The following is a 23,308-nucleotide window of genomic DNA, read 5'->3' on the forward strand; positions in this document are numbered from 1 at the left end:
CTGGGTTTATCCCCCCGGCGGTGTACAACGGAGTCAATAATGAAAATGCTCAGACTGGCCGCTTCACTGACATTTATTTTTCCCCTTCTGGCCTCTGCGCAGATCCCTGTTTCGGATTTGGACCTTACCCGCTTTTATGTGCGTCTGGGGGGCAGCTTCGTCTATCCGGATGACGACGGCACACCGCTCAAATATTACGTGCTGCAGGACTGGCAGCTGTACCGCACCGATTGGGACATAGAGGACGATACGACCTGGAACATTTCCGGTGTGTGGCGCCCACTCCCTTACCTGGGGCTGGAGCTGCTGTATGTGGGGGGCAGCGACCACTCGCTGCACTTGGAAAACTTCCGCGCCTATCCCGGGCGCGACAATATTTATTTCGGCCGCTTTTCCACCTCGTCCGCCAACCTCTTCGTCAACTGGTACATGGCGGACCTGCACTGCCTCGGGCAGCCCTACCTGGGAATCGGGCTCAACTATTCCGACTTTTACGACGACGAACTGAACCCGGAATTTCAGCGCTACCTGATGGACAGCGGCATGGCCGCAGGCCCCGGCAAACTGGGCATGGGACACTCCTGGGGCGCCAGCGCACAGCTCGGTATCGACTGGCGCCTGGGGCGCGGATTTGCCAGCTCCTGGCTGATCAATGCGGCGGTGATCTACACAGACACCAGCACCGATGCCGTTGTCACCTATCCGCTCAATCCCGGCTACGAGCGACTCTATTCGGACCTCGATACCAACCCCTGGACGCTGAACCTGGGCGTTACCTATGAATTCTGAGGCCGCAGCTATGGCGCCCGTGCGTATCTGGCTCCTATGCGGTTTGTTGTTACTACCGTTCGGCGCTTTGGCGGAATGTACCCCGGGTAATACCGGTACCGAAGGACCGGACCAGATTCTGTGCGATGCGGAAAACGATGCCGCCGGTGCCAATGTGAGCAGTCTCGGCGGCGACGACATCCTGAACCTGGACGGCGGCATCATTGGCAGTGTCGATGCCGGAACCGGCAATGACCGTATAAATCTCAACGGTGCTACGGTAGAGAACGGCCTGCTCACCGGCGACGGCGACGATGCGGTGTTTATCGATAACCGGGATTCGGAGGTCGGCAATTTTTTTGATGGCGGCCTCGATACCGGCGCCGGCAACGATCGCGTCGAGATCCGGGATGGACTGGTATTCGAGCTGAATACCGGCAGCGGCAATGACGAGGTTATTCTCGACGGCGGTTTTGTTTACCGGCATCTCGATACCGGCGAGGGCGACGACACCATCTACTGGGACGAAGGCCTGGTATCACTGGTGCGCGGCGGCGATGGTTCCGATGAGCTCACCATCGATGCCTTCGCCTACGAGGGCGATGCGACGCTCGATGGTGGTGATGACCTCACCGCCGACGACGGCTATGTGGATACCCTGCGCTTCAAACTGGATCACCAGCTCGACGGCAACCTGCTGCAGAACTGGGAGCGGATCATTATCAATGGCAGCTCAAAAATACGTTTCAGCGGCGCATTAGATGTCGGTGGCGGCAGCGATGGCGATACGCCACTGGGGCTGGATATTCGCTACGGCGGAATCGTTGAATTCGCACCGCGGAATTACACCATTTCCGGCGACATCATCAACGCCGGTACCCTGTGGCTGTGGGACGAGCGCTTCGATAATTTGAACCTTGCCAGCCACGACGACGGACGCTTCGGCAATTACCATGGCCGCGATGGTCGCCTGTGGATAGACACCCAGTTGGGCGCAGACAACTCGCCCACCGACCTGTTCAATATTGCCGGGAGTGCCAGCGGCCGCACCCTGGTGCGTATTTTCAACCTGAACGGTACCGGTGCCGCCACCACCGGTGACGGTATCAAGATCATCGACGTTACCGGAACTTCAACCAGTGATGCCTTCGTGCTCGACGGCGATTACCTTGGTCGCGATGGCGAGGTCGCCACTGTCGGTGGTGCCTACGGCTACGCGCTGTATCAGGGCGGACTGCAGAGCCCGGATGATGGCGACTGGTATCTGCGCTCGACGCTGCTGGATCCCTTCGACGGCAGCGGGCAACTGATCCCGCGCTGGCAGCCGGGTGCAGTGCTGTATGAAACCTACGCCCAGGTCATCCGCCGGATGAATCAGCCCGTCTCCCTGCGCCAGCGGGTGGGCAACCGTTTCTGGGCCGGTACCAGCTTTCGCGATCGCGGAATCTGCTGCTACCGCGACGCAGAGGAAAAAACCATCGACGGTGGCGGCCCGTGGCTGCGGGTAGCGTCCAACTATTACGAGAACACCCCTGAACAGTCCACCAGCCATGCCGAGTGGCAGCTGGACTTCAGCCAGGTTCAGGTCGGCACAGACATTTCCTTTGATCCCTCGGTGTATGGCGGGCGGCTGATGCTGGGGCTGTTTGCCCAGTACGGTTACGGCGATACAGATATCGACAGTTTTTTTGGTCACGGGGAAATTACCACGGACGGCTACGGGGTCGGATCATCCCTCACCTGGTATGGCAGCCAGGGTAGCTACGCCGACCTGCAGATGCAGTTCAACTGGTTTGACTCGGATCTGTACAGCCATGAGCTCTGGTATCTCGGCAAAGGCAATGACGCGGTCGCTTTCAATTTTTCCGTTGAGGCTGGCCACAGTTTCAGGCTGTGCGACTTCTATGCACTCACGCCGCAGGTACAACTGGTCTTTAATGCCGAGGACATCGACGATAACCGCGATCCCTACAATGTGCTGCTGAAAGACACCGATAACCGCGGTGGCTCCGCGCGTTTCGGGCTCGCCTTCGAGCAGCGGGTCAGTCAGCGCGCAAACCGCAACGTGTACGGCAGCCGGTTGCTGGAGCGTATCGGCCTCTACGCCATCGCCAATGCCTCTTACTATTTCGACGACGAAACTGAAGTCCAGGTATCCGGCACTTCCCTCCATCAGTCACGGGATGATTGGTGGGCGCAACTTGGCCTCGGCTTTGCCTACGACCAGTGCGGCGACCGCTGCTCGGTGTACGGCGAAGTGGACTACGCCACCAGCCTGGATAATTTCGCAGACAGCTTTGAAGTGAGCCTCACCGTCGGCTTTCGCTACAAGTGGTAGCCGGTGATCGCGGGGATTCCCTATACTCGCCCCATGACATCTTCATTTCCGTTCGCCACCCCCGACCACTGGAACAATCTGTTGTGGGCACTCTCCGCGCCGGACATCGCACCGGATTTTCCACTGCCGTGGCTGCCGCCGGAGCGGCGTGAGCGGCTGCATCAGTTCTTTTCCTCCCCCGATATATCCTCCCGTCTGCGGCCTGAACTGGAACTCAGCCTGCAAGCACTCAAGAGCCGGCGACTGGGTATCTACTTTGAACAGTTGTGGGCTTTCGCCTTTTCCCAGCACCCGGATTACGCACTGCTCACGCGCAACCTGCCCATCCGCAGTGGTGAAAAAACCCTGGGGGAACTGGATTTTGTAGTGCGGCATTTGCCCGACGATACGGTCGAGCACTGGGAAGTGGCGGTAAAGTTTTACCTGCAGGTGGGAGACTACTGGGTGGGCCCCGGGTTCCGGGACCGGCTGGATATCAAGCTCGCGCATATGCGAGACCACCAGCTGCCTCTGGCTCTGCAACCGGAGTCCATAGCGCAGCTGCACCGGGCCGGACTGGCACCCGAGCGGCAGTGGGCGGTAATGCCCGGGCGGCTGTTTGCATCTCTGGATGACACCAACTCCGCACCCCGCTACTGGTGGAGGAACGCCCGCGGCTTTCAAACACAATTTGCGGATCAGGACTGGCGCTGGCTCCAGCTGCCAAAACAGACCTGGCTGGCGCCCTGCACCGGAGCCAGCCGCCCGTCACCGGAGACAGAGGAATACCTCAACCAGGCCACCGCGTACTACCCCCGCTGTGTGGCTGGCTTGCAGGGCGCCACCGAGGTGAGTCGCGGCTTTATTGTACCCATCGACTGGCTTGCACAAGCCCGTACACACCTTCTCCTCGGCTAGCCCCACCATTACCACCACCACCAAAATGCATTTACGGCCTTGACTTGTCTCAGGTTGTATTTACAATTTTCAGAAATTTCTGAAAGTTAAGAAATACCTGAAAAGAATATGAAGCTATCCAACCAGGCCCAGGCCTTTGTACTGCACTTCGGGGAGATGGGCAGCCGCTGGGGGTTCAACCGCACGGTGGGGCAGATGTTTGCCCTGCTCACCATTCATTCCGAGCCGCTGAATGCCGACCAGCTGGCGGAGGCGCTGAAGATCAGCCGCGGCAACGTAAGCATGGGGCTGAAGGAGCTGCAGGCGTGGCGGCTGATCGAGCTGCACCACCAGCCCGGCGACCGCAAGGACTATTTCACCGCTGCCGGCTCCATCTGGGACCTGGCGCGCACCGTGTTCGAGGAACGCCGCAAGCGCGAGCTCGACCCGACCCTCACCCTGTTGCGCCAGCTGCTACTGAGCGATCCCCGCGACGAGCAGGAGGCCCAGGCGCAGGAAAAAATCCAGGAGGTATACAGCCTGCTGGAAATGCTCGACCAGTTCGCCAATACCCTCAGCAAACTGGACCACAAGGACCTGCACAAACTGATGAAACTGGGCTCCGGGCTTAACAAACTGCTGGATATGAAAGCCAGCGTCAAAGCCAAGACAACCGGTAAGTCCGCCACCACCCCCACAGCCCAAAAGCCGACCAGAAACAAAACGAAGTAACTGCCGTAACCCCTGCGGCCGCATATGGCCGCAACCTTGAAATGAGGTACCCTTTGTGGACATTGCGCTGGACACCCTGATGCTGTCGCGAATCCAGTTCGCCACCAATATCAGCTTTCATATCCTGTTCCCCTCGATCACCATTGCCCTCTGCTGGATCCTGTTCTTTTTCAAATTGCGCTTTGACTTCACCGGTAACCCGGTGTGGATGCGCGCATACCGGTTCTGGGTGAAAGTTTTCGCATTGACGTTTGCGCTGGGCGTGGTGAGCGGTATCACCATGTCGTTCCAGTTCGGCACCAACTGGCCGGGCTACATGGAAAAGGTGGGCAATATCGCGGGGCCGCTGCTCGGCTATGAAGTGCTGACCGCATTTTTTCTCGAAGCGACGTTTCTCGGCATCATGCTGTTTGGCATCAAGCGGGTACCGAGCAAAGTCCACACATTTTCCGCGCTGATGGTCGCGGTGGGTACCACACTTTCCGCCTTCTGGATCCTGGCTCTCAATTCGTGGATGCAGACCCCGGCGGGTTATGAAATCCGCGACGGCGTGGTGCATGCCACCAACTGGATGGAAGTGATTTTTAACCCCACCTTCCCCTACCGCCTGGTACATATGCTGCTGGCCTCGGGCCTGACCGCAGCCTTCTTTGTCGCCGGTCTTTCCGCGTATCGCATTCTCAAGGGCGATGAAAAACAGGCACCGCGACTGGCGCTGAAAACCGGGCTGATACTGGCGGCGATACTGGCACCGCTGCAGGTATTTGTCGGTGATCTGCACGGGCTCAACACCTTCGAGCACCAGCCGCAAAAAATCGCGGCCATGGAAGGGGTCTGGGAAACCGAAAAGGGCGCTCCGCTGCTGCTGTTTGCCATCCCCGATGAGGAGACCCGCAGCAACCACTTCCCCATTGCCATACCCAATATGGCGAGCCTGATTCTCACCCACGAGATGGACGGGGAGATCCGCGGACTGAATGAGTTCAAGGACAACCACCCGCCGGTCAAACCCATGTTTTTCGGTTTCCGCATCATGGTGGGCGTGGGCATCTTGATGCTCGCAACCGCCTGGGCCGGTTGCTACTACCTGCTGCGCCGCCGGCAATCCCTGCCCGCAGGTTTCCTGAAACTGCTGGTGGCCATGACCTTTTCCGGTTGGGTGGCGACACTGGCGGGCTGGTATGTCACCGAGGTGGGAAGACAGCCTTGGCTGGTCACCGGCATCCTGACCACCGCAGAAGCGGTAACACCGGTGGCACCGACCAATGTAGGCCTGTCACTCACCCTCTACCTGATCGTCTACGTGGTGCTGATGTGGGCCTATATCCACACCCTGAAACGTATGGCGATGAAGTCTGTCTACGTCGAGGAGTTTGAAACCGCAGAACCCGCCGCCGACGGCAGCCTCACCAATCTGCCCCAATCCCATCACAAGCCGTATACCGTGGGAGAACACGCATGAACGATGTAATCAGCCATAGCGGCGACTGGCTGCCGGTAATTTTCATTGCCCTGATGGGTATTGCGGTGCTGGCCTATGCCATTCTCGATGGCTACGACCTGGGTGTGGGTATCCTGCTACCGATGGGCGCAGACGACGAGTTGCAGCGTGATACCATGATTGCCTCGATCGGCCCCTTCTGGGATGCCAATGAGACCTGGTTGGTACTCGCGGTGGGCCTGCTGCTGATCGCCTTCCCCACTGCCCACAGCCTGATCCTGATGCACCTGTATCTTCCGGTGGCGATCATGCTGATCGGACTGATCATGCGCGGGGTGGCATTCGACTTCCGCGCCAAGGCGGCAGTGGACCACAAACTCGCCTGGGATCGCACCTTCAAGATCGGCTCGCTGCTGACCACCCTCACCCAGGGCTACATGCTCGGGCAGTATGTGATGGGCTTTGACCAGAGCCTACCTTCGCAGCTGTTTTGCGTGGTGTCCGCACTGGGTGTCACTGCCGCTTACAGCTATATCGGTGCCGCCTGGCTGGTACTGAAGACCGAACACCAGTTGCAAAGCCGTGCGGTACGCTGGACGCTTGTGGCCGGCCGCGCAACGCTGGTGGGAGTCATCGCCGTGTGCGCCATCAACCCGCTGGTCAACCCCGGGGTGTTCGACCGCTGGTTTACCTTTCCGCTGGTGATGTTCGTGCTGCTGATCCCGGTACTCTGCTTTCTCGGTTTTATCGGCAACGACATTCTGCTGCGCAGGCTGCCGAAGGCCGGCGACCGTCACAGCGCTATGCCCTTCGCCATCGTGGTGGGTATTTTTGTACTGTGTTTCAGTGGACTGGGGTTCAGTTTCTTTCCGGAAATTGTGCCCGGCCAGCTGAATATCTGGGAGGCCGCCAGTGCGCGGGAATCACTGCAATTTATCCTGGTCGGCGCGCTGATCGTAATTCCTGTGATTCTGCTGTACACCGCATTTTCCTACCGCGTATTCCGCGGCAAGGCCACGGAGTTGCACTACCACTGAAGAGTGGAAAATAAATAGGTAACCCCTAACCAAAAACGGCCCGCACAGAGTGCAACTGTGCGGGCCGTTTTTATTTTTGCAAACCATCGCGGATTAAAGCCGACGAATCACGGCTTCCACTTGCGGTATTCCTTCAGCACTTTATACGGCTGCTCGGAATACCAGCCGTATCCGGCGCGGCGCTCGGCGGACACCTTCTCAAGCTCGAAATACACTTCGCCATTGCGGTCACCGAATACCGGACGGTCGCTGTCGATATCGTAAAAACGTGCCCACAGTGGGTCCGCGTCTTCCTCGGGTACCAGTGCCGGCAGCTGGTCACCGCGGCGATAACGCAGGCCGGTGATCCGGTGTTGCTCAAACCAGCGGTGTGCACTGTCGATCGCGCTGCGGATATTTTCCGGCGGGTTCTTCAGGCTCATCAGGAACAGCACCAGCTCCGCACTTTCGCTGGTGGCCAGCGCGACCGGCTCGAACGCGCGCGCGGCGGTGGGTTGCAGGGTTTCCGGATCATGCTGCGCGCCCCAGATGGTGGGCTCGCCGTCTACCTTGACCTGGGTTGCTACCAGCATATCGAGTGCGCGCTGCAGGCTATCGCTGGCGCGCGCCTTCAGTTCGTCACTGAGAAATGCCAGACGCTCGTCCCCCTCAGCCGCTGCATTCACCACTCTCAGCAAATTGGCGATGGCGTCGTCATTGAAGGTGATGTCGTCGTGATACTTGCCGCGCAGCGGGAAGTTCTGCGGCCAGCCACCGTTGGGATACTGGGCCAGCAGGATGTAGTTGAGCGCCCGGCTGGCGGAGTCGCAATAGCGGCTGTGGTTGAGCGCGTTACAGGCATTCACCATCACCCAGAACTGGGTACTGGTCGCGTGGTTGTCAAAGGTGGGGACGTAATCTTTTTCGGTGCCAAACTGCTGGCCCGGCTGCCGCGGTGCACTCATATCAGTGCGTTTGGACCAGCCACCGGAGGGCGTCTGGAAGGTGAGCAGGCTGTCGGCCAGTGCCCGCCCTTCGCTACTGGCAATAAAATCGCGGTCGTTGACCGCCTTTTTGATATCAAAACCGAACAGCTTGTCCTTGGCGGGTTTGGTGCTTTTGTCCAACCCGGCGCCAGCCATTTCGCGCTTGATCGCCTCCTGATCCAGCCGATAGAGCTGGTCCGACATGCTCCGGTAGGCCGCCATATCGCGGGCGGGCTGCAGGTTTGCCAGCGGGTCGGGCTGGGGGCCGGAGGATGCAGACGGGGCATTTTTGGCGCCGCAACCGGCAGTGGCCAACAGCAGAACGCTGAGAGCGAGACAGCGGGCAGCGTTCACGCGGGGGAATGTCATAACAGGGCTCGCCATGGTTTCTGTCAGGCAGAAATTTATTATTTGGTCATACCAAAAGCGATGCTAACAGAGTCGCGCCGCTGGTAAAACCCATTCAGCGGGGGCCCCCAGGTATCTTCCACTGACGGTTCTCCCTCTCCCAAAACAAAAAACCCCGGCGCGAGGCCGGGGAAACAACGATCAAAAACGCTACCGATTAGTTAAGGAATTCACAGCGCCCAACTTCGGCCCCTGCGGCAACGGCTTCCTGCAAGCCACCCGGGAATCCGGTCAGCTGCGTCACGCCGCCGTTACACACATGCACCTGACTGAGGTCGATATGCCAGGAGAAGGAGGCGCCCGCCAGGCCACCGACGATCTCCTTACCGGAGGCGCTAATGGAGATCGGGTTGTCCAACGGCAGCTTGTCCATTTCCACCACGCCCTGCTTCTTCAGGAAGTCAGCGAACTGCATCCAGCCCACGCCTTCAATCCAGATACCACCAGCCAGGCCAATGCGGAAGCTGCCGGCACGACCCACCATGACACGGCCGTCGTCACTCATGTCAAACACGGTCAGGGGTACCGGACCCACCGCCTGATTAATCGCTTCTTCGCCGAGAATCGCGCAGTAGTCGCGGCCAAAGAAGTAGTAAGGCATATCCTGGCACCAGCGCAGGGATCCCACATTGGTCACGGCATCCTCACCCAGGCCCATGTAGGGGTTCCACAGCTGAACACCGTCACGGGTCGATAGGGCGACCTTTTTACCGTCGTAGCTGGAAGTGTAGGTTTCGTAGGCACCATAGGCTTCTGACAGGTCGAGCAGGGAGCCACCGTCCACCCAAGCAACTGCCTTTGAGTGCGAGTTACTGCCCAGAACGACTTTGCCATTACCGGAGATACCATGTGCGCGCACGAACTGGGTTCTGGAGATATCCAAGCCCTCGGTGCTCAGCTCACGCATGCCACCTTTCTCATCCCAGATCCAGGGTACGATTTCACCTTTGTAAGAACCCTGGCATTTACCATCTCCGTCGGTGTCCTTGTACGCGAGGCCAACGGCAATTTTGCCAGTATCGTCCATCGCCCAGCCGCTCGCGGCCGCTTTACCGGTATCACTGCCACCGCCACAGGAATTGCCATTCAGGTCGCCAAGGGCAATATCGCCCTTCGCACTCCAGATCACCGGCTCCTGGATGCCATTGCCGTTCATGTCTTTCTGCACCAGCATTTTCTGGCCGTTGCGGCTCAGGGCGCCATTTGCCGGGGCGTATTCCGGCGGCAACACCCTGAAGCCGAGGTCGGGATACCACATAAATGCGGTGCTGCCGACTTCACCGGCCGCCACATTGCCACTTTTGGATAGGTCGCGGATAAACGCGGCCACCACCGGGGTAACCTGCACGCCTTTTACAAAGCCATTGAAATAGAAATCTGCTTGTTTGGTGACACCGGCTTCCGCAACAATCGGTGTCGCGTCACAGGCATTGTCCGTCAGCGGGTCGCTACTTTCGGTCAAGTTCCAGTATTCACCCACGGAAGCCAGGCGCTGCGGGGTGGTGGGATAGCCACCAGCGGTGATCTCTTCCAGGTAAAGTACATAGGACTCGCCCGGAGTCAGGTTGCGGATGGTAAAGCGACCATCGGGGCCGATTTTGCCCTGGGTGGCGGAACCGGTCATATCCGAGATCGCATCGAACATGGGGTTATTCACGTTGCGCGCAATCACATTGATGCCGCTGTATTCGGTCACACCATCTTTAAGGCGCAGCACGCCGGTGATGGTACCGGTGGTCGAAGCATAGTCTTCCGTCGGATAGATATTAGAGATCGCCGCCATATCATCCGGGTGGTCCACCGTGCTCTGCTCGAAACCTGCCTGGCCGCTGTGATCGATAAACGGGAACATGGTTTCGATAATCGCCGGGTCGGCATTGTTGGCACCGTACGCAGCCGGGTAGTCGTAACGGTGTACAGCCTCGACGCCACAACCTTCAATACCCGGATAGTTGGGCGAATAGGTATAGCTCATGTAGGCCATGGAGCCATTCACCTGGCTGTGGGAAAGGTTGATCGCGTGGCCGAACTCATGGGTAAACACACCGGCGACCTGATTGCCCTCGGTGTCGTGATCCCAGACGTTCCAGCCGTTCATTACCGCGGTGGCTTCGATGATGTTGTTGTTTTCATCTGCCCACTCGGGAAAGGCGATCCCCAGTACTGCCGATTTCGGCACACCGAAATAATCTTCCAGAATGGAGCCGTCGGTGTCATATAGCACCCAGAAACCGTAGCCATTTTCCTTGTCGTAAAACTCGGTGGCATTTTCACCGGTGACATCGGCGATGCCGGTCATTTCCTCGATGGTACCCTTGATGGTAGCCGCGAAGGTGGACGTGGGTACATCACTCCAGTTTTTGAAGGCGTGCTCGGTGATTTCATTGGCGCGTTCGATGGTGATAAACGGGGTTTCACCATCGTAATCCAGTGTAAACGCGGCACCGCCATCGGTATAAACTGGAATGGGACCCTTGCTGGTATCCCACTTTAAGGGCTGTGGATTGTCGGTATAGGTTGTGTAGAGAGGGCCGGCGGCATTCGCAGCACTGGCGGTAACGGCAAGACCGATCGCCATGGTTAACTTGGATATTTTCATTATTTCATCTCCCCTTTGCCGATCCAGTCTTCCGCAACCGCGCGGCCAACAAGCTCCATGAATGCTGTTGCATCAACGGCACCGGGGGAAGTGATCATGTTTTTTTGTTCGGTACTCAGCAGTTGCTGATTGATTTCCACACCATCGAAAAGCCCGGCATTATTGAACTGATTGACCAGCATGCCATTGATCATATTCAGCTTGCCTTGTGCCATGCCGGCCGTGGTTTGCAGACCGGTGCGACTGGCCTTTTTGTACATAAACGCCACGACATATTCATTTTGATTCCAGCGTGGGAAACCATCCGGAGCGATGGCGAGCATCTGATGTCCATTTGCGGATTTGCGCGGGCTCAGCAAGCCGAACTGGCGAAAGGTGTAATCTTCTCCTTCCTTGACTTTCCCCTTGGCCACAGAGCCGATTGCGATGGTGACCTCGGTGTAGGGAACACCCGCGGTGTCGATACCGTCGCTCACCTTCGTGACCGTTCCAGCCACGATGGATTCTGCTCCCTGAATCAACTGGGTAAGGTTTTGTGCTTTCAGCTTGGTTGCGTTGGCCATGGGTACGGAAAGCATGACCAGAAGCACCGCCGCCAGCGTGGCAGCGGGCTTACGACACTGCATGATTTTTCTAAACACTTTGCATTCCTCTCTCAATGTTTATCGGCATCGTTGAGCAACTGGATTAGCAAGCCCCAAAAATCAGGTGCGAGCGTTCTTCTGCGTTGACCAACCAACATTAAAAAGAGGGCCAATATCGAGATATAGGGGAAACCCCGATATTGGAAATTGCGTGAACCAGTCGATCCACAAAAAAGCACAAAGTAAAAAACTGGTGCGGAAGTTGGCGCGGGAATTTCCCCAGCACCAAAATGGTTCAGAGGTCGGGTGAAACGAGTCCTATTCGAATGGCAAAACGCACCAGCCCCGGCACGTGATGTATACCCAGCCGCTCCATCAATTGCGCGCGATGGGCCTCAACGGTTTTCACACTCACATTGAGACTTTCCGCAATGTCTCGCGGCCCGAACCCCTCCGCGATCTGTTGCAGTATCTGCCGCTGTCTGGGGGTCAGAATTTCCTGCTCTGACTGTCCCTGCTGCGTACTGTGGATAAAACGCTGTACAGTTTCAGTATCGATTGCCGTGCACAGGTAGTCACGGCCACCGGCAACGGCATGAAGCGCTGCGGCAAGTTCATCAAATGCCGAATCCTTGAGTAGATATCCGGAAGCACCGAAGCTCAGCGCGCGGGCGACATATTCGGAGCCGGCGTGCATCGACAACATCAACACGCGAACGTCCGGGTGCTGCTGACTGATCTGGCGGAGAACTTCCAGCCCATTCAACCCTGGCAAGGAGATATCCAGCAGCAATAGGTCGGGCATGAACTTGCGCACCAGTTCCAGCGCCTCGATACCATTGCCGCTTTCGCCAATCACTTCAAAATCGCCAAATTCATCCAGCAGCGCGCGAATACCCGCGCGCATCAGGGAGTGATCATCGACCAGCAGAATACGTTTTTTATTTTGCGCATTAATCGGATTTAGCATTTTTTACTCACAGGGGAATCATCGCAGTGATATGGCAGCCACGCCCAGGTGCGGCATCAAACTTCAGCTCACCGCCGGCGCTGCGTGCGCGCTCAAGCAGCCCCAATAACCCCAGGTGCTCACCGCGCAGCACCCGCTCCCACACCCGCTTCACATCAAACCCGCAACCGTCGTCCTGTACACTCAGAAAAATCCCGGCGGTGCGACCTTCGAGCGCTACCGTAATCCGGTTACACCCGGCATGTCGCAAGGCATTGCTGACCGCCTCCTGTACCAGCCGGAATATGGTTGTGCGGACATCCCGCGATGTCTTGGCGATACCGCCGTCCACGTGTAAGCCGATATCCACACCGGTGCGATCCTGCACCGAGCCGAGATGCACCTTCAGCGCCTCGACAAGGCCGACGTCATCCAGTAATGGCGGTCGCAGTGTCAGGGAAATGTTGCGCACCTGAGCAATCATGTGGTCGAGCATCGACACGGATTCACAAACCCGCTGCCGCTGGTCTTCGGCACTGGTTGCGTGTGCCACTCGCTGCAGACTGATCTTGGCCGCCGTCAGGTTCTGTCCCAGCTCATCGTGTAACTCTCTTGAAATCTGCTGCCGCTGTTCCTCTTTCGCAGACTGCAGACGCGCGGTGAGGTTGCGCAACCCGGCGTGGGCCTGCGCGAGCCTGCGCCCGCTGACTTCCGCTTTTTCAAGCGCACGCTCCCGCTGTCCACGCAGACGCTCAAGCATCCGGTTTCGCCGCTGCAGGCCCCGCATCCGGTAGTGGTGAAGTGCAAAGCCCGCTGCCAGTAACAGGGAAACCCCCAACACGCGGAACCAGGCTGTCATCCACAGCGGCGGTACCACATTCAGCGACAGAGCAGGAGATTCTCCCCAGCGCCCGAATACATCCCGCCCCCGCACACTCAGCTGATAATTGCCCGGTGACAGCTCCAGTAGGGTAAGTTCACGCCGTGGACCCAGCGACTGCCAGGCCTCCGTCGGCTGCAAGCGATACTGGTATTGATGAGGTGCCTTGGCGAAATCCAGCGCGGCAAAAGAAACCGAGAGCATCTCACCCCAATCCAGCTCGAGGCTTTCCAGCGCCATCGCCGGTTGCGTGTGGAGCGCATTTCCTTCTGCAGCGCGGGAAATATCTACCAGCCGCACCGGACTGGCTTCCAGCTGAGCCATCGCTGTGCCCACGGGAATGGTGATGAGGCCGCCGATACCGCCGAAATAAAGATTGTGGCGGTCCCGCGACGCCGCGCGGGCATTGAAGTGGATCACCGGCAGCCCGCTCTCGGCGACATGGTGCTCGAGCGCACCGGTGCGCGGCTGCAAGCGAGTCAGCCCCTGGCGGGAACTCAGCCACAGGGAGCCATCGTCGTCTTCGACGATACCCATAATCCCAGGCCCCAGCAGGCCATCGCCCTCGCTCCAGCGCCGCAGCAATCGCAATGTACCGTCTCGCCCGAGCTCGAACTGATGCAGACCGCCACCATCGGTTCCGGCCCAGATGGCACCGAGGCGGTCCCGGTAGAGCACAGTAACATTGTGGTGGGCGAGCCCCTGGTCGCCACCAAATCGCCGGCACTGCCAGGGGGTCATCTGGCAGAGATTGAGTCCGCTGGAACGGGTGCCCACCAGTAGAAGGTTTTCACCCACCTGCAGCAGTGCGGTGATGTAGTTGCCACTCAGGGAGTCCGCCTGGTCCGGGTGATGCGTATATCCCGTGAAGTGCGAATGCCCTGCAGGCAAACGGAAAAGACCACTGCCACCGACGCCCACCCACAATTCTCCGTTATCACTTTCCAGCAGGCTGGTCACGTATCCCTCACCCAGCCCCTCCCCGGTATTGCTGCCGATCAACCGGTGACGACCGTCAGGATCCAATATCCAGAGCCCGTGGTTACTACCCGCCAACAGCTGGCCACTGCGGCGCTCGACAAGGGAAATCACACCGTCTGTGTAGAGCGCATCGCCCGCTTGCGCAGTCTCCGAAGAGAATCTTCCATCAGGCATCAAGTGCTGAACACCGCCGCCAAATGATCCCACCCAAAGCGGACGCTCGGGAGACGACATCACCGCGGTGACATTGTGGTGACGCAGCAGCCCCGCTTCTTCGCCGGCACGCCGCCACCCGTACTCGCCGCGCTGTAGACGCGCCATGTAAACGCCATTCCCCCAGGTGGCGACGAGTAACTTACCGCCGCTGAAATGCAGCGACAGTTGCGGCAGCGCCGGCAGCTGGCCGTCACTGCCCAGAGGGTTCGGATTTGCGTTTTCGACGTCTCCGGAAACCGGATCATAAATCAGCACTCCGCGGCCCATGGTCGCGACCCACAACCGCCCTTCCGGCCCCCACTGCAACGCGGGAATAACAGGCGGTTCATCACCGCCAAGGTCTACGGTCCGCGCGGTACCGCGCGCGAAATCCAATTCGATGAGACCGGCGCGGGTGCCGGCAAACAGCGTTGTGTCGCCCCGCCGTGCCAGCCCGAACACACTGTTAACCTCTTCCGGCATACCCGACAGACCGGCGAGATCAAAGTGATCGAAGCCGTCGGCGTCCGCCTGCCAGCGGTTGATGCCCCCACCGATGGTGGCTACCCACACCGCGTCGCCGCCGGGTTCTGCCAGCACGTCGTACACATAATCGTGTGCGAGGGCTCGGGGTTGAGTGGGGTCGTGCCGAAAGCGGGTAACGCGGCCGGAAACCGGGTCAATCCGGTTCAGGCCGATCTGGCTGCCAGCCCACAACCTGCCCTCGGCATCTTCCGCCATACCATAGATGCTGTCGTGGGTCAGTGTGTGTGGGTCTGCGGACTGGTGGCGGAAGTGGGAAAAGGTATTGGTGCGTGGATCGTAGCGGCTCACGCCGCTGGTATTGGTGGCCACCCAGAGATACCCGGCGCGATCTTCATACAGTGCGCGGATATCTTGATCCGGCAGGCCCCGCTTGCCGGTCGGCATCGGCGTGGCCTGATAGCCATCGTAGCGGTACAGCCCCTCCCGTGACGCCACCCACAAAAAGCCATTGCGATCCACCAGCACCGAGGTGGCGACCTTCACGTCGAGCCCCTGCGCCAGCCCCACAGGCATAAACTCCAGCGACTGGGCTGATAGGGCCAGGGGCGATAGGAACAGCAGAAAAACGAGGCTTCTTACAAGCATCGTTGCTCCGTTTTTATATTTTAAGTGGGGACATCAGCGCATTCCGGCACAAGTTTACACACCGGTTTTCTTTCTATTCTAAGCAGATGCCATGCCTACCATGCAGGACGACCGTCACAGTTTTACGTATTATGTACTGGTTAGTTCGGGCCACATCCGGCCGCATCAATGAGTGCGGCAAGAGGGAAATTGAACATTGCTGACTGCATAAAACGATGTCGCCATCGTCTGATATTTCGTATTCCATATTCTGAGATTTACCATGCGTTTTGCTAAGCCTGCCAAGACAACCAAAAACCCTTTATGGACTTTGTTTCCCCTGCTGGGTCTGACCGCCTGCCAACAGCTCCCCCCGCCACTGGACCCACTGATTGGCGACACCGGCCAACCGCTGTCGGATGTAGCACAGCGGGCAGATGTCAAAGCCTACGATCTGAATTTAGAAATATTCCCCGATAAGAAATCCATAAAAGGTACAGGAAGCACGGAATTTTTACTGTTAAAGGACAGCGCACAGGTCGAATTAAAACTGGATAGCCGTTTTGACATCGAACGGGTTTTGGTCAATGGACAAGCCTCTTACTTTCAGAGGACCGACGGCATCCTGACCATTGACCTGGGAAAAACATTCCACCAAGGCGAACAAGTTACTGTCGATGTTTACTATTCGGGCCAACCACATATTGCCCTGAATGCCCCCTGGGCCGGAGGTACAGTCTGGCAACAGACGGAGGATGGAAAACCTTGGATCGCCACCGCGGTACAAGGTGAAGGCTGCGATTTATTCTGGCCATGCAAAGACCATTTTGGTGACAAGGCAGACAGTATGCGCATCCGGCTTACTGTCCCCAAAGGCTTGAGCGCGGTTACCAATGGGGTTTTGCAGGAGATCACCCCGGTAGGTGACGATAAATTGCAATTCGACTGGCTGCTGTCTGTTCCGGCCAGTGATTACAACATTGCATTGAATATCGGCCCTTTCACCAAGGTCGAGCAAACTTATACCGGCATCAATGGCACTCAGGTTCCCATCGAATTCTGGGCCCTGAATGAAAATGTAGAAAAAGCTCAACAGCTTATTGATAACGATTTACGGCAACAAATTGAATTCTACGAACGTCAATTGGGGCCTTACCCCTGGGGCGACCAAAAGCTGGGCTTTGTTGAAACGCCACACCTAGGGATGGAGCATCAGACGATCAATGCCTATGGTAAAAAATATAAACGTGACGAATATGGTTTTGACTGGTTGCTGCAACATGAATTGGCCCATGAGTGGTTCGGCAACTTAATTACCCATGAAAAACTAAATGATGCCTGGCTACATGAGGGCTTCGGTTTATACATGCAACCAGCTTACAGCCTCGATCACTTTGGTAGCGCTGCGTACAACTACAGCATGTATAAATCCTATTTAGGATTGATGAACTGCAAACCGATTGTGCTGGACGGTGATATTACGTCTGAACAGGCATTCAATTCTGATATTTATGGCAAAGGTGGGTGGATCTTGCACACCCTGCGCTGGTTGATCGGCGATAAGCTGTTCTGGCAGGCAACCAGGGAATTGCTGTACGGCACAGCCAATACGTCCTCCCTGACTTACCCGATTGCCTCTCGCTACCGCAACACGCAGGATTTTATCAATATTGTTAACAGACTGACGGACAAGGATTACAACTGGCTGTTTGATGTGTATTTGAAAAAAGCTGAATTACCGGAGCTGGTACAGCAAACGCAAGAGCAGTCAATGGTCCTGACCTGGAAAACCCCGGAGAACCTTCGCTTCCCGATGCCTGTGCCGGTGTCCGTTAACGGGCACCTTAAGGTATACCAACCGGTAAACGGAAAAATAACTGTTGCCGCTTCGGAAAATGACCATGTTGTGATAGATCCAGAAATGAAGGTATTAAGATATCTCCCGATAATTGGTCAATGTGAGGAAAATACCGAAAAACGTAAAAAACGTTAAATTTCGGCCCCAAAAAAAACGGGGGCTTTAAAGCCCCCGTTTGAGTTTACTTGCCGCCCTTCAGGGTACGGTCAAAAAAGTCCTTCATCATCTTGTACCAGTGCTTGCCGGTTTCCTTGCCGCGCATACTGTGCTTCTTGCCCGGATAGGTCATCAGCTCGAACTGCTGTTCGTTGTCCTGCAGCTGTTTGATCAGTTTGGTGGTATTGGTGAACAGCACATTGTCGTCCGCCATTCCGTGATAGATCAGCAGCGGGCCTTTCAGGTCCTTGGCATAGGGAAATACAGAAGACGCCTCGTAGGCCTCCGGCACTTCATTGGGGTTGCCCATGTAGCGCTCGGTGTAGTGGGTGTCGTACAGGGCCCAGTCGGTTACCGGCGCACCGGAAATACCTGCCTTGAAATAATCCCCGGCCTTGAACATGGTCATCAGTGCCATATAGCCGCCGTAGCTGTGGCCATAGACACCGATGCGCTCCGCGTCGACGTACGGCAGCGTGCGCAGGAATTTCACCCCGGTCACCTGATCGTCCACCTCCACGGTGCCCATCTTCTTGAAGATCGGGTCTTCAAATTTCTTGCCGCGATTGGCGGAGCCGCGGTTGTCCAGGGTGAACACCACGTAGCCCTGCTGGGCCATGAACTGGTTGAACGGGCGATCCCAGCTGTTGGTTACCAGCTGCGCGTGCGGGCCGCCGTACAGGAACACCAGCACCGGATAGGTCTTCTTCGGATCGAAGCCGGCCGGCTTGTACATGCGGTAGTGGAGGGTGTGGCCTTCCGGCGCCTTGATCTGGCCGAATTCCGGCACAATCCAGTCGCTCATGAACGGATACAGCGGGTGGCCCTTCTCTACCTTGTTTTCCTGCAGCCAGGTCACGCGCTTGCCATCGACACCGTGCAGGCTCACCTGCGGTGGCGTGGTGGGATTGGAGTAGAAATCGATATAGCCGGAGGCATCGTCGGCAAAGGCGATACCGTGCATACCCGCGCGGGAGGAGATCTTGTCGATCTTGCCTTTGCCGTTCAGGTCGGTGACGTACAGGTGACGCTCGATCGGGGTATCCTTGCGGCCGGTGAAATACACCTTGCCAGCCTTTTCATCCACCGCTTCCAGCTGGTCGATGGCCCAGTCGCCACGGGTCAGCTGCGCCAGCTGCTTGCCGTTGAAGTCATACAGGTACAGGTGCTTGAAGCCGTCCTTCTCGGACGCCCATACAAAGCGATCACTGTCTTTCAGGAAACGTAGGTCGTTGAACAGGTTGACCCAGGTATCGCTGGTTTCAGTGAGGCCAACGCGGGTCTTGCCACTGGGGATATCCACAAAGCGCAGCTCCAGCTTCTGCTGGCTGCGGTTCTGCCATTGATAGGACAGCAGGTTGTCACGCGCCCACTTGACCCGCGGAATATAGATGTCCTGATCCTTGCCCAGATCCAGCCACTGGGTTTTGCCACTGGCCAGATCCAGCACACCCAGCTTGATCTTCACGTTGGGGCGGCCGGCGGCGGGGTAGCGCTGCTGGATCATGTCGATGCGGTCCGCATAAATCTCGCTGCGGGTCACCTCGTCCACAGGGCTCTCGTCCACCTGCAGGAAGGCGATGCGTTTTTCATCCGGCGACCACCAGTAGCCGGTCATGCGGTCCATTTCTTCCTGGGCCACAAACTCCGCCATACCGTTCTTGATCGGGCCCTTGCCGTCGGTGGTGAGCTGGCGCTCCTTGCCGGTTGCGAGGTCGACCACAAAAATATTCTGGTCACGGATAAACGAAACAAAATGCCCTTTGGGGGAAACCCGCACATCGGTTTCGAAGGCTTCGGTTTCGGTCAGGCGCTTGGACTTGCCGTTGCTTAGTTCGTAATAGAAAACATCACCAGCGAGGGGGAACAGCAGGGATTTGCCGTCTTTGGACCAGCTGTACTCCATGATGCCGCTGCCGAAGATACGCTGGCGCTCGCGGCGGGCCTTCTCCTCGTCGGAGAGGTTTTCTTCGCCGGAGTGAAGCTTGTCGGAGTTCACCAGCATTCGGGTCTCGCCGTCTTTCAGGCGGTATTCCCACAGGTCGTAGCGGTTGTAATCTTCGTCGCGGCCTTTCAGAAAGGTGACCCGGCTGCCGTCCGGGGAGTATTGAAGCGCACGCGGGCTGGTGCCGCTCAGGGCGGGATCAGAGAATATTCTGTCGATGGTCAGCTGTTCAGCAGAAGAATAACTGGCAAAAGCGCAGCCCAACAGGAAAAATAGTTTCCGTTTCATGCAATCACTCGCAATCTGGATTTTTATTAGCGGAAACTGCAGTACAGCTCCCCCGATTCAGTGGGGAGATAATAGGGGGCTGCTCATTTCAGCGCCAGAATTTGCGGCGATACGACCTTATTCGGCGTCGAATGCGGGGGCAAAATCCGCAGCAGTTTGCAGTGTGAGCAGACTCACCAGTATCCCTGCCAGCAGCGAGACCAACGCGCCTGGCCAGTTGTAGCGCGGTCAGAAGCGCCTCTGGTCCGCCGGGAGACGATCCGGTCGATGGCGATCAAGATGACGATTAAGAGACCGAAGGCTCCGAGGGAAATACTGGCATTCACTGTGGGAAACAGTCCCCATTGAATGCGAATTTTTGAATTATTTTTGTTGTTCCCTGCGAGCACATTTACACGCCAGACTATTGGCGCCATCATCAAAAAAATGGAATGAACACTGAGCGAAGAATGGCAAATACCTATCTGCGTATCGATATTGTCTCCGACGTGGTCTGCCCCTGGTGTGTGATTGGTTACCAGCGCCTGTTGCGCGCGCTGGAGGCCTTTCCGGCCCAGTTCGATGTGAATATTGTTTGGCACCCGTTCGAACTCAATCCGGATATGCCGGAAGCCGGGGAAAACCTGCGCGAACATATTGCGCGCAAATACCGCATCACCGCGGCGCAGAGCGAGGACAACCGCGCGCGCCTCACCGCACTGGGCACCGATGTGGGATTTGCATTCAATTTCACCGTCGAGATGCGTATCTACAACACACATCAGGCCCACAAATTGCTGCACTGGTCAGAGTCGAGTGGACAACAGACAGCGCTGCAGATGCAGCTTTTCCGCAATTACTTCACCCACGGCAAAAACCTCAGTCATGAGAGTGTGCTGCTGGATGCGGTTGAAACCGTGGGACTGGATCGACAGGAAGCCGCTGCCGCGCTGCAGGACACAGCCATCTCCCGCCAGACGCGGGCGCGGGAAGAACAGCTGCTGATGCAGGGGATCCAGGGCGTTCCGTTGTTCATATTCAATCAAGAATACGCCATCAAGGGCGCCGACGACGTATCGGTGTTTGAGCAACAGCTGCACGCCATCCTGCATCGACACTCGACCTGAGTAGCTTCCCTTCTATAAGCTAAGTGACGCTAAGCTAAGTGACGCTACCCTGCTCCAAGGCGAGCGGAAAAAAGGCATGAACTAACAAAAAAGCCTGCCATTAATTTCACCGGGATATTCCACTATGAGAAATCGCGTAATCTGCTCACTCACTTTGCCTGTTGTGATAATGATGGCCACTGGCTGCAGCCAAGAATCACAGGTGCCGCAACCGGCCGACCAGTTTCTCAGTGAAATATCGGCCTACTGTGGTAAGGCATTTGCCGGCGAGATTGTTGCGAACGAGCCGCGCCCCACTGAGCCGGATGCGTTCGACGGAAAGGAACTGGTGATGCATGTGCGCGGCTGCGACGATCCGACAAAAGAAATCCGTATCCCGTTTCATGTTGGAGAAGATCATTCGCGCACCTGGATTCTGACCCGCACCGCATCCGGCCTGCGCCTGAAACACGACCACCGCCACGAAGATGGCAGTGAAGATACTGTCACCATGTACGGTGGGGATACCACCGGTGAGGGAAGCGCAAATCGGCAGGAATTTCCTGTGGATCAGGAATCCATCGATACGTTTAAAAAGGAAGGGCTGAGCGCTTCCCTGAACAATACCTGGGCAATGGAAATCCACCCGGAAGACTATTTCATTTACGAGCTGACCCGGCCAAACGGGCGGGAATTCCGCGTGCGGTTTGACCTCACCAGACCCGTGCAGAAACCACCGATACCCTGGGGCTATTGAGCACCCTGATTTCCGGCTGTGAGCAATTTCCATGCGAGCAGCCTTCCCGCGCAACTGCACGAACATTCTTTGCCGCGGCCCTTAACATTCTTTAACCCAACTTTACCCCCCTCGTACTCAACCCCTTCCTGCCGCTGTGGTCTCATGGTCGTCACAATTCACGGGAGCTTCCATGAAACCTATTTATATGACAACAGTCTTCGCCGCCATCACTGCAATAGCGGGCTGCGCCAGCGCCCCCAAGGCGCCGCCGGTTTTCTCTGAGTCCTTCATCGCCAATATCACCGAACAGGGTAATCGCATGTTCACCTACACTGCCACGGTTAATGCCGGCGGCGAACGCGGCCCGGGTGGCGGTGGAGGACCCGGCGGCGGTGGAGGACCTGGCGGTGGTGGCGGACGCGGCCCCGGCGGCGGCGGTGGTCCCAGTGGCGGTATGGGTGGCGGCCCCGGTGGAGGCATGGGTGGCGGCGGCATGAGTGGAAAAATGCGGGAAAACCCGGAAAAGGCCGCGCAGGAGCGCCTGGAAGAAGTCCTCGCCGGTACCAAATACTGCCCTCACGGCTGGTTTGTAATCGAGAAGAGCAATCTACAGGGTTCCGTGGAAATCAGGGGTGAGTGCCGCGCAGGCTGACACCACGGCAGTGGCAACCGGGCCCAGAATACGAATTCAAGGTGGAAAAAAATGGTTAAAGAAAGTGAAAAGGTAAATGGTGCGCCCAAAGATAGCTCGGCGGCACCACCCACGGAGTTACAGGCAACGGCAAAAACCTGGAATCGCCGGCAGATGCTATCCGCCCTGGGCCTGACGGGTGCGGCATTTGTCGCCGCCTGCGGGAACAGTGGCGGATCCAGTTCCTCCTCCGGAGGATCAAGCGCAAGCTCTTCATCCGGAGGAAGTTCCTCCGGCAGTACCTCATCCTCCAGTGGCAGCTCCTCTGGCGGGGCCCCCGGTAGCTGTACACTGATTCCCCAGGAGACCGAAGGCCCCTACCCGCTCACCGCGGTACTGAGTAATTCGGCCATGGTACGCGCCGACATCACCGAGGGAAAAGCCGGTGTGCCACTGACACTGGTACTGAATCTGGTGGATGTAAACAACGATTGCGCGCCGATTACCAACGCTACGGTATATGTGTGGCACTGCGACAAGGACGGCGTCTACTCCGGCTATTCACAGCCCGGAGCGAATACGGTGGGACAGACTTTCTGCCGCGGCATCCAGGACGTGGACAGCGATGGCATGGTTCTGTTTGAAACCATTTACCCAGGCTGGTATACCGGGCGGATTACCCACATCCATTTCCAGGTTTTCCTGTTTAGCAGTTCGACGGCGACGGCGACTTCACAGCTCGC

At 57.4% G+C, this 23,308-nt stretch carries 17 protein-coding genes; 11 read left to right on the forward strand and 6 right to left on the reverse strand.

Annotated features, from left to right (window positions below; translation table 11 throughout):
- Positions 1–39 precede the first annotated feature (39 nt).
- The 6 genes from VIL80_RS16000 (at position 40) to VIL80_RS16025 (ending at position 7,192) form a co-directional block, all read left to right on the forward strand.
- On the forward strand, positions 40–789 hold the full coding sequence (locus VIL80_RS16000; RefSeq protein ID WP_332037089.1) for an OmpW/AlkL family protein: 750 nt from the start codon (positions 40–42) through the stop codon (positions 787–789).
- On the forward strand, positions 779–3,106 hold the full coding sequence (locus VIL80_RS16005; RefSeq protein ID WP_332037090.1) for an autotransporter family protein: 2,328 nt from the start codon (positions 779–781) through the stop codon (positions 3,104–3,106). Before VIL80_RS16000 ends, VIL80_RS16005 begins: the two co-directional genes overlap by 11 nt.
- A gap of 33 nt (positions 3,107–3,139) precedes the next feature.
- On the forward strand, positions 3,140–4,003 hold the full coding sequence (locus tag VIL80_RS16010) for a DUF1853 family protein (RefSeq protein ID WP_332037091.1): 864 nt from the start codon (positions 3,140–3,142) through the stop codon (positions 4,001–4,003).
- A 108-nt stretch (positions 4,004–4,111) separates the two neighbouring features.
- Positions 4,112–4,714, forward strand: coding sequence for a GbsR/MarR family transcriptional regulator (locus tag VIL80_RS16015; RefSeq protein ID WP_332037092.1), 603 nt, complete (start codon positions 4,112–4,114; stop codon positions 4,712–4,714).
- A 79-nt stretch (positions 4,715–4,793) separates the two neighbouring features.
- On the forward strand, positions 4,794–6,176 hold the full coding sequence (locus VIL80_RS16020; protein WP_332037106.1) for a cytochrome ubiquinol oxidase subunit I: 1,383 nt from the start codon (positions 4,794–4,796) through the stop codon (positions 6,174–6,176).
- On the forward strand, positions 6,173–7,192 hold the full coding sequence (locus VIL80_RS16025) for a cytochrome d ubiquinol oxidase subunit II (protein ID WP_332037093.1): 1,020 nt from the start codon (positions 6,173–6,175) through the stop codon (positions 7,190–7,192). Before VIL80_RS16020 ends, VIL80_RS16025 begins: the two co-directional genes overlap by 4 nt.
- Positions 7,193–7,299: 107 nt before the next feature.
- Here the strand turns inward: VIL80_RS16025 and pelA are convergent, their stop codons facing one another.
- The 5 genes from pelA to VIL80_RS16050 form a co-directional block, all read right to left on the reverse strand.
- The gene (gene pelA, locus VIL80_RS16030; RefSeq protein WP_332037094.1) at positions 7,300–8,526 is read right to left on the reverse strand and encodes a pectate lyase; all 1,227 of its coding nucleotides are present in this window, start codon (positions 8,524–8,526) and stop codon (positions 7,300–7,302) included.
- Positions 8,527–8,722: 196 nt separating this feature from the next.
- Positions 8,723–11,164 carry a matrixin family metalloprotease gene (locus tag VIL80_RS16035; RefSeq protein ID WP_332037095.1) on the reverse strand — a complete coding sequence of 814 codons (2,442 nt, stop codon included), beginning with the start codon at positions 11,162–11,164 and terminating at the stop codon, positions 8,723–8,725.
- Complete coding sequence (locus VIL80_RS16040; RefSeq protein WP_332037096.1) at positions 11,164–11,805, reverse strand: hypothetical protein; 642 nt, start codon at positions 11,803–11,805, stop codon at positions 11,164–11,166. The genes VIL80_RS16035 and VIL80_RS16040 overlap by 1 nt, the downstream gene beginning before the upstream one ends.
- A gap of 238 nt (positions 11,806–12,043) precedes the next feature.
- Complete coding sequence (locus tag VIL80_RS16045) at positions 12,044–12,718, reverse strand: response regulator (protein WP_332037097.1); 675 nt, start codon at positions 12,716–12,718, stop codon at positions 12,044–12,046.
- 7 nt (positions 12,719–12,725) lie between these two features.
- Complete coding sequence (locus tag VIL80_RS16050; RefSeq protein WP_332037098.1) at positions 12,726–15,884, reverse strand: two-component regulator propeller domain-containing protein; 3,159 nt, start codon at positions 15,882–15,884, stop codon at positions 12,726–12,728.
- A gap of 262 nt (positions 15,885–16,146) precedes the next feature.
- On the opposite strand from VIL80_RS16050, the gene VIL80_RS16055 reads away from it, so the two are divergent.
- Complete coding sequence (locus VIL80_RS16055; protein WP_332037099.1) at positions 16,147–17,856, forward strand: M1 family metallopeptidase; 1,710 nt, start codon at positions 16,147–16,149, stop codon at positions 17,854–17,856.
- Positions 17,857–17,902: 46 nt separating this feature from the next.
- On the opposite strand, the gene VIL80_RS16060 is transcribed toward VIL80_RS16055, so the two are convergent.
- The gene (locus VIL80_RS16060) at positions 17,903–20,110 is read right to left on the reverse strand and encodes a S9 family peptidase (RefSeq protein WP_332037100.1); all 2,208 of its coding nucleotides are present in this window, start codon (positions 20,108–20,110) and stop codon (positions 17,903–17,905) included.
- Between the two features lie 449 nt (positions 20,111–20,559).
- Here VIL80_RS16060 and VIL80_RS16065 point away from each other — a divergent pair, with 449 nt between their 5' ends.
- From VIL80_RS16065 to VIL80_RS16080, 4 genes are all read left to right on the forward strand, one after another.
- On the forward strand, positions 20,560–21,216 hold the full coding sequence (locus VIL80_RS16065) for a DsbA family oxidoreductase (RefSeq protein WP_332037101.1): 657 nt from the start codon (positions 20,560–20,562) through the stop codon (positions 21,214–21,216).
- A 202-nt stretch (positions 21,217–21,418) separates the two neighbouring features.
- Entirely contained in the window at positions 21,419–21,952 is a 534-nt protein-coding gene (locus tag VIL80_RS16070) for a hypothetical protein (RefSeq protein WP_332037102.1), read from the forward strand.
- Positions 21,953–22,124: 172 nt separating this feature from the next.
- Positions 22,125–22,586, forward strand: a complete 462-nt coding sequence (locus VIL80_RS16075; protein WP_332037103.1) for a hypothetical protein — start codon at positions 22,125–22,127, stop codon at positions 22,584–22,586.
- 51 nt (positions 22,587–22,637) lie between these two features.
- Positions 22,638–23,308, forward strand: a 671-nt coding sequence (locus VIL80_RS16080; protein ID WP_332037104.1) for a peptidase associated/transthyretin-like domain-containing protein, incomplete at its 3' end; no start/stop codon positions are given.

The organism is Microbulbifer sp. (assembly GCF_036563125.1).
GTDB lineage: Bacteria > Pseudomonadota > Gammaproteobacteria > Pseudomonadales > Cellvibrionaceae > Microbulbifer.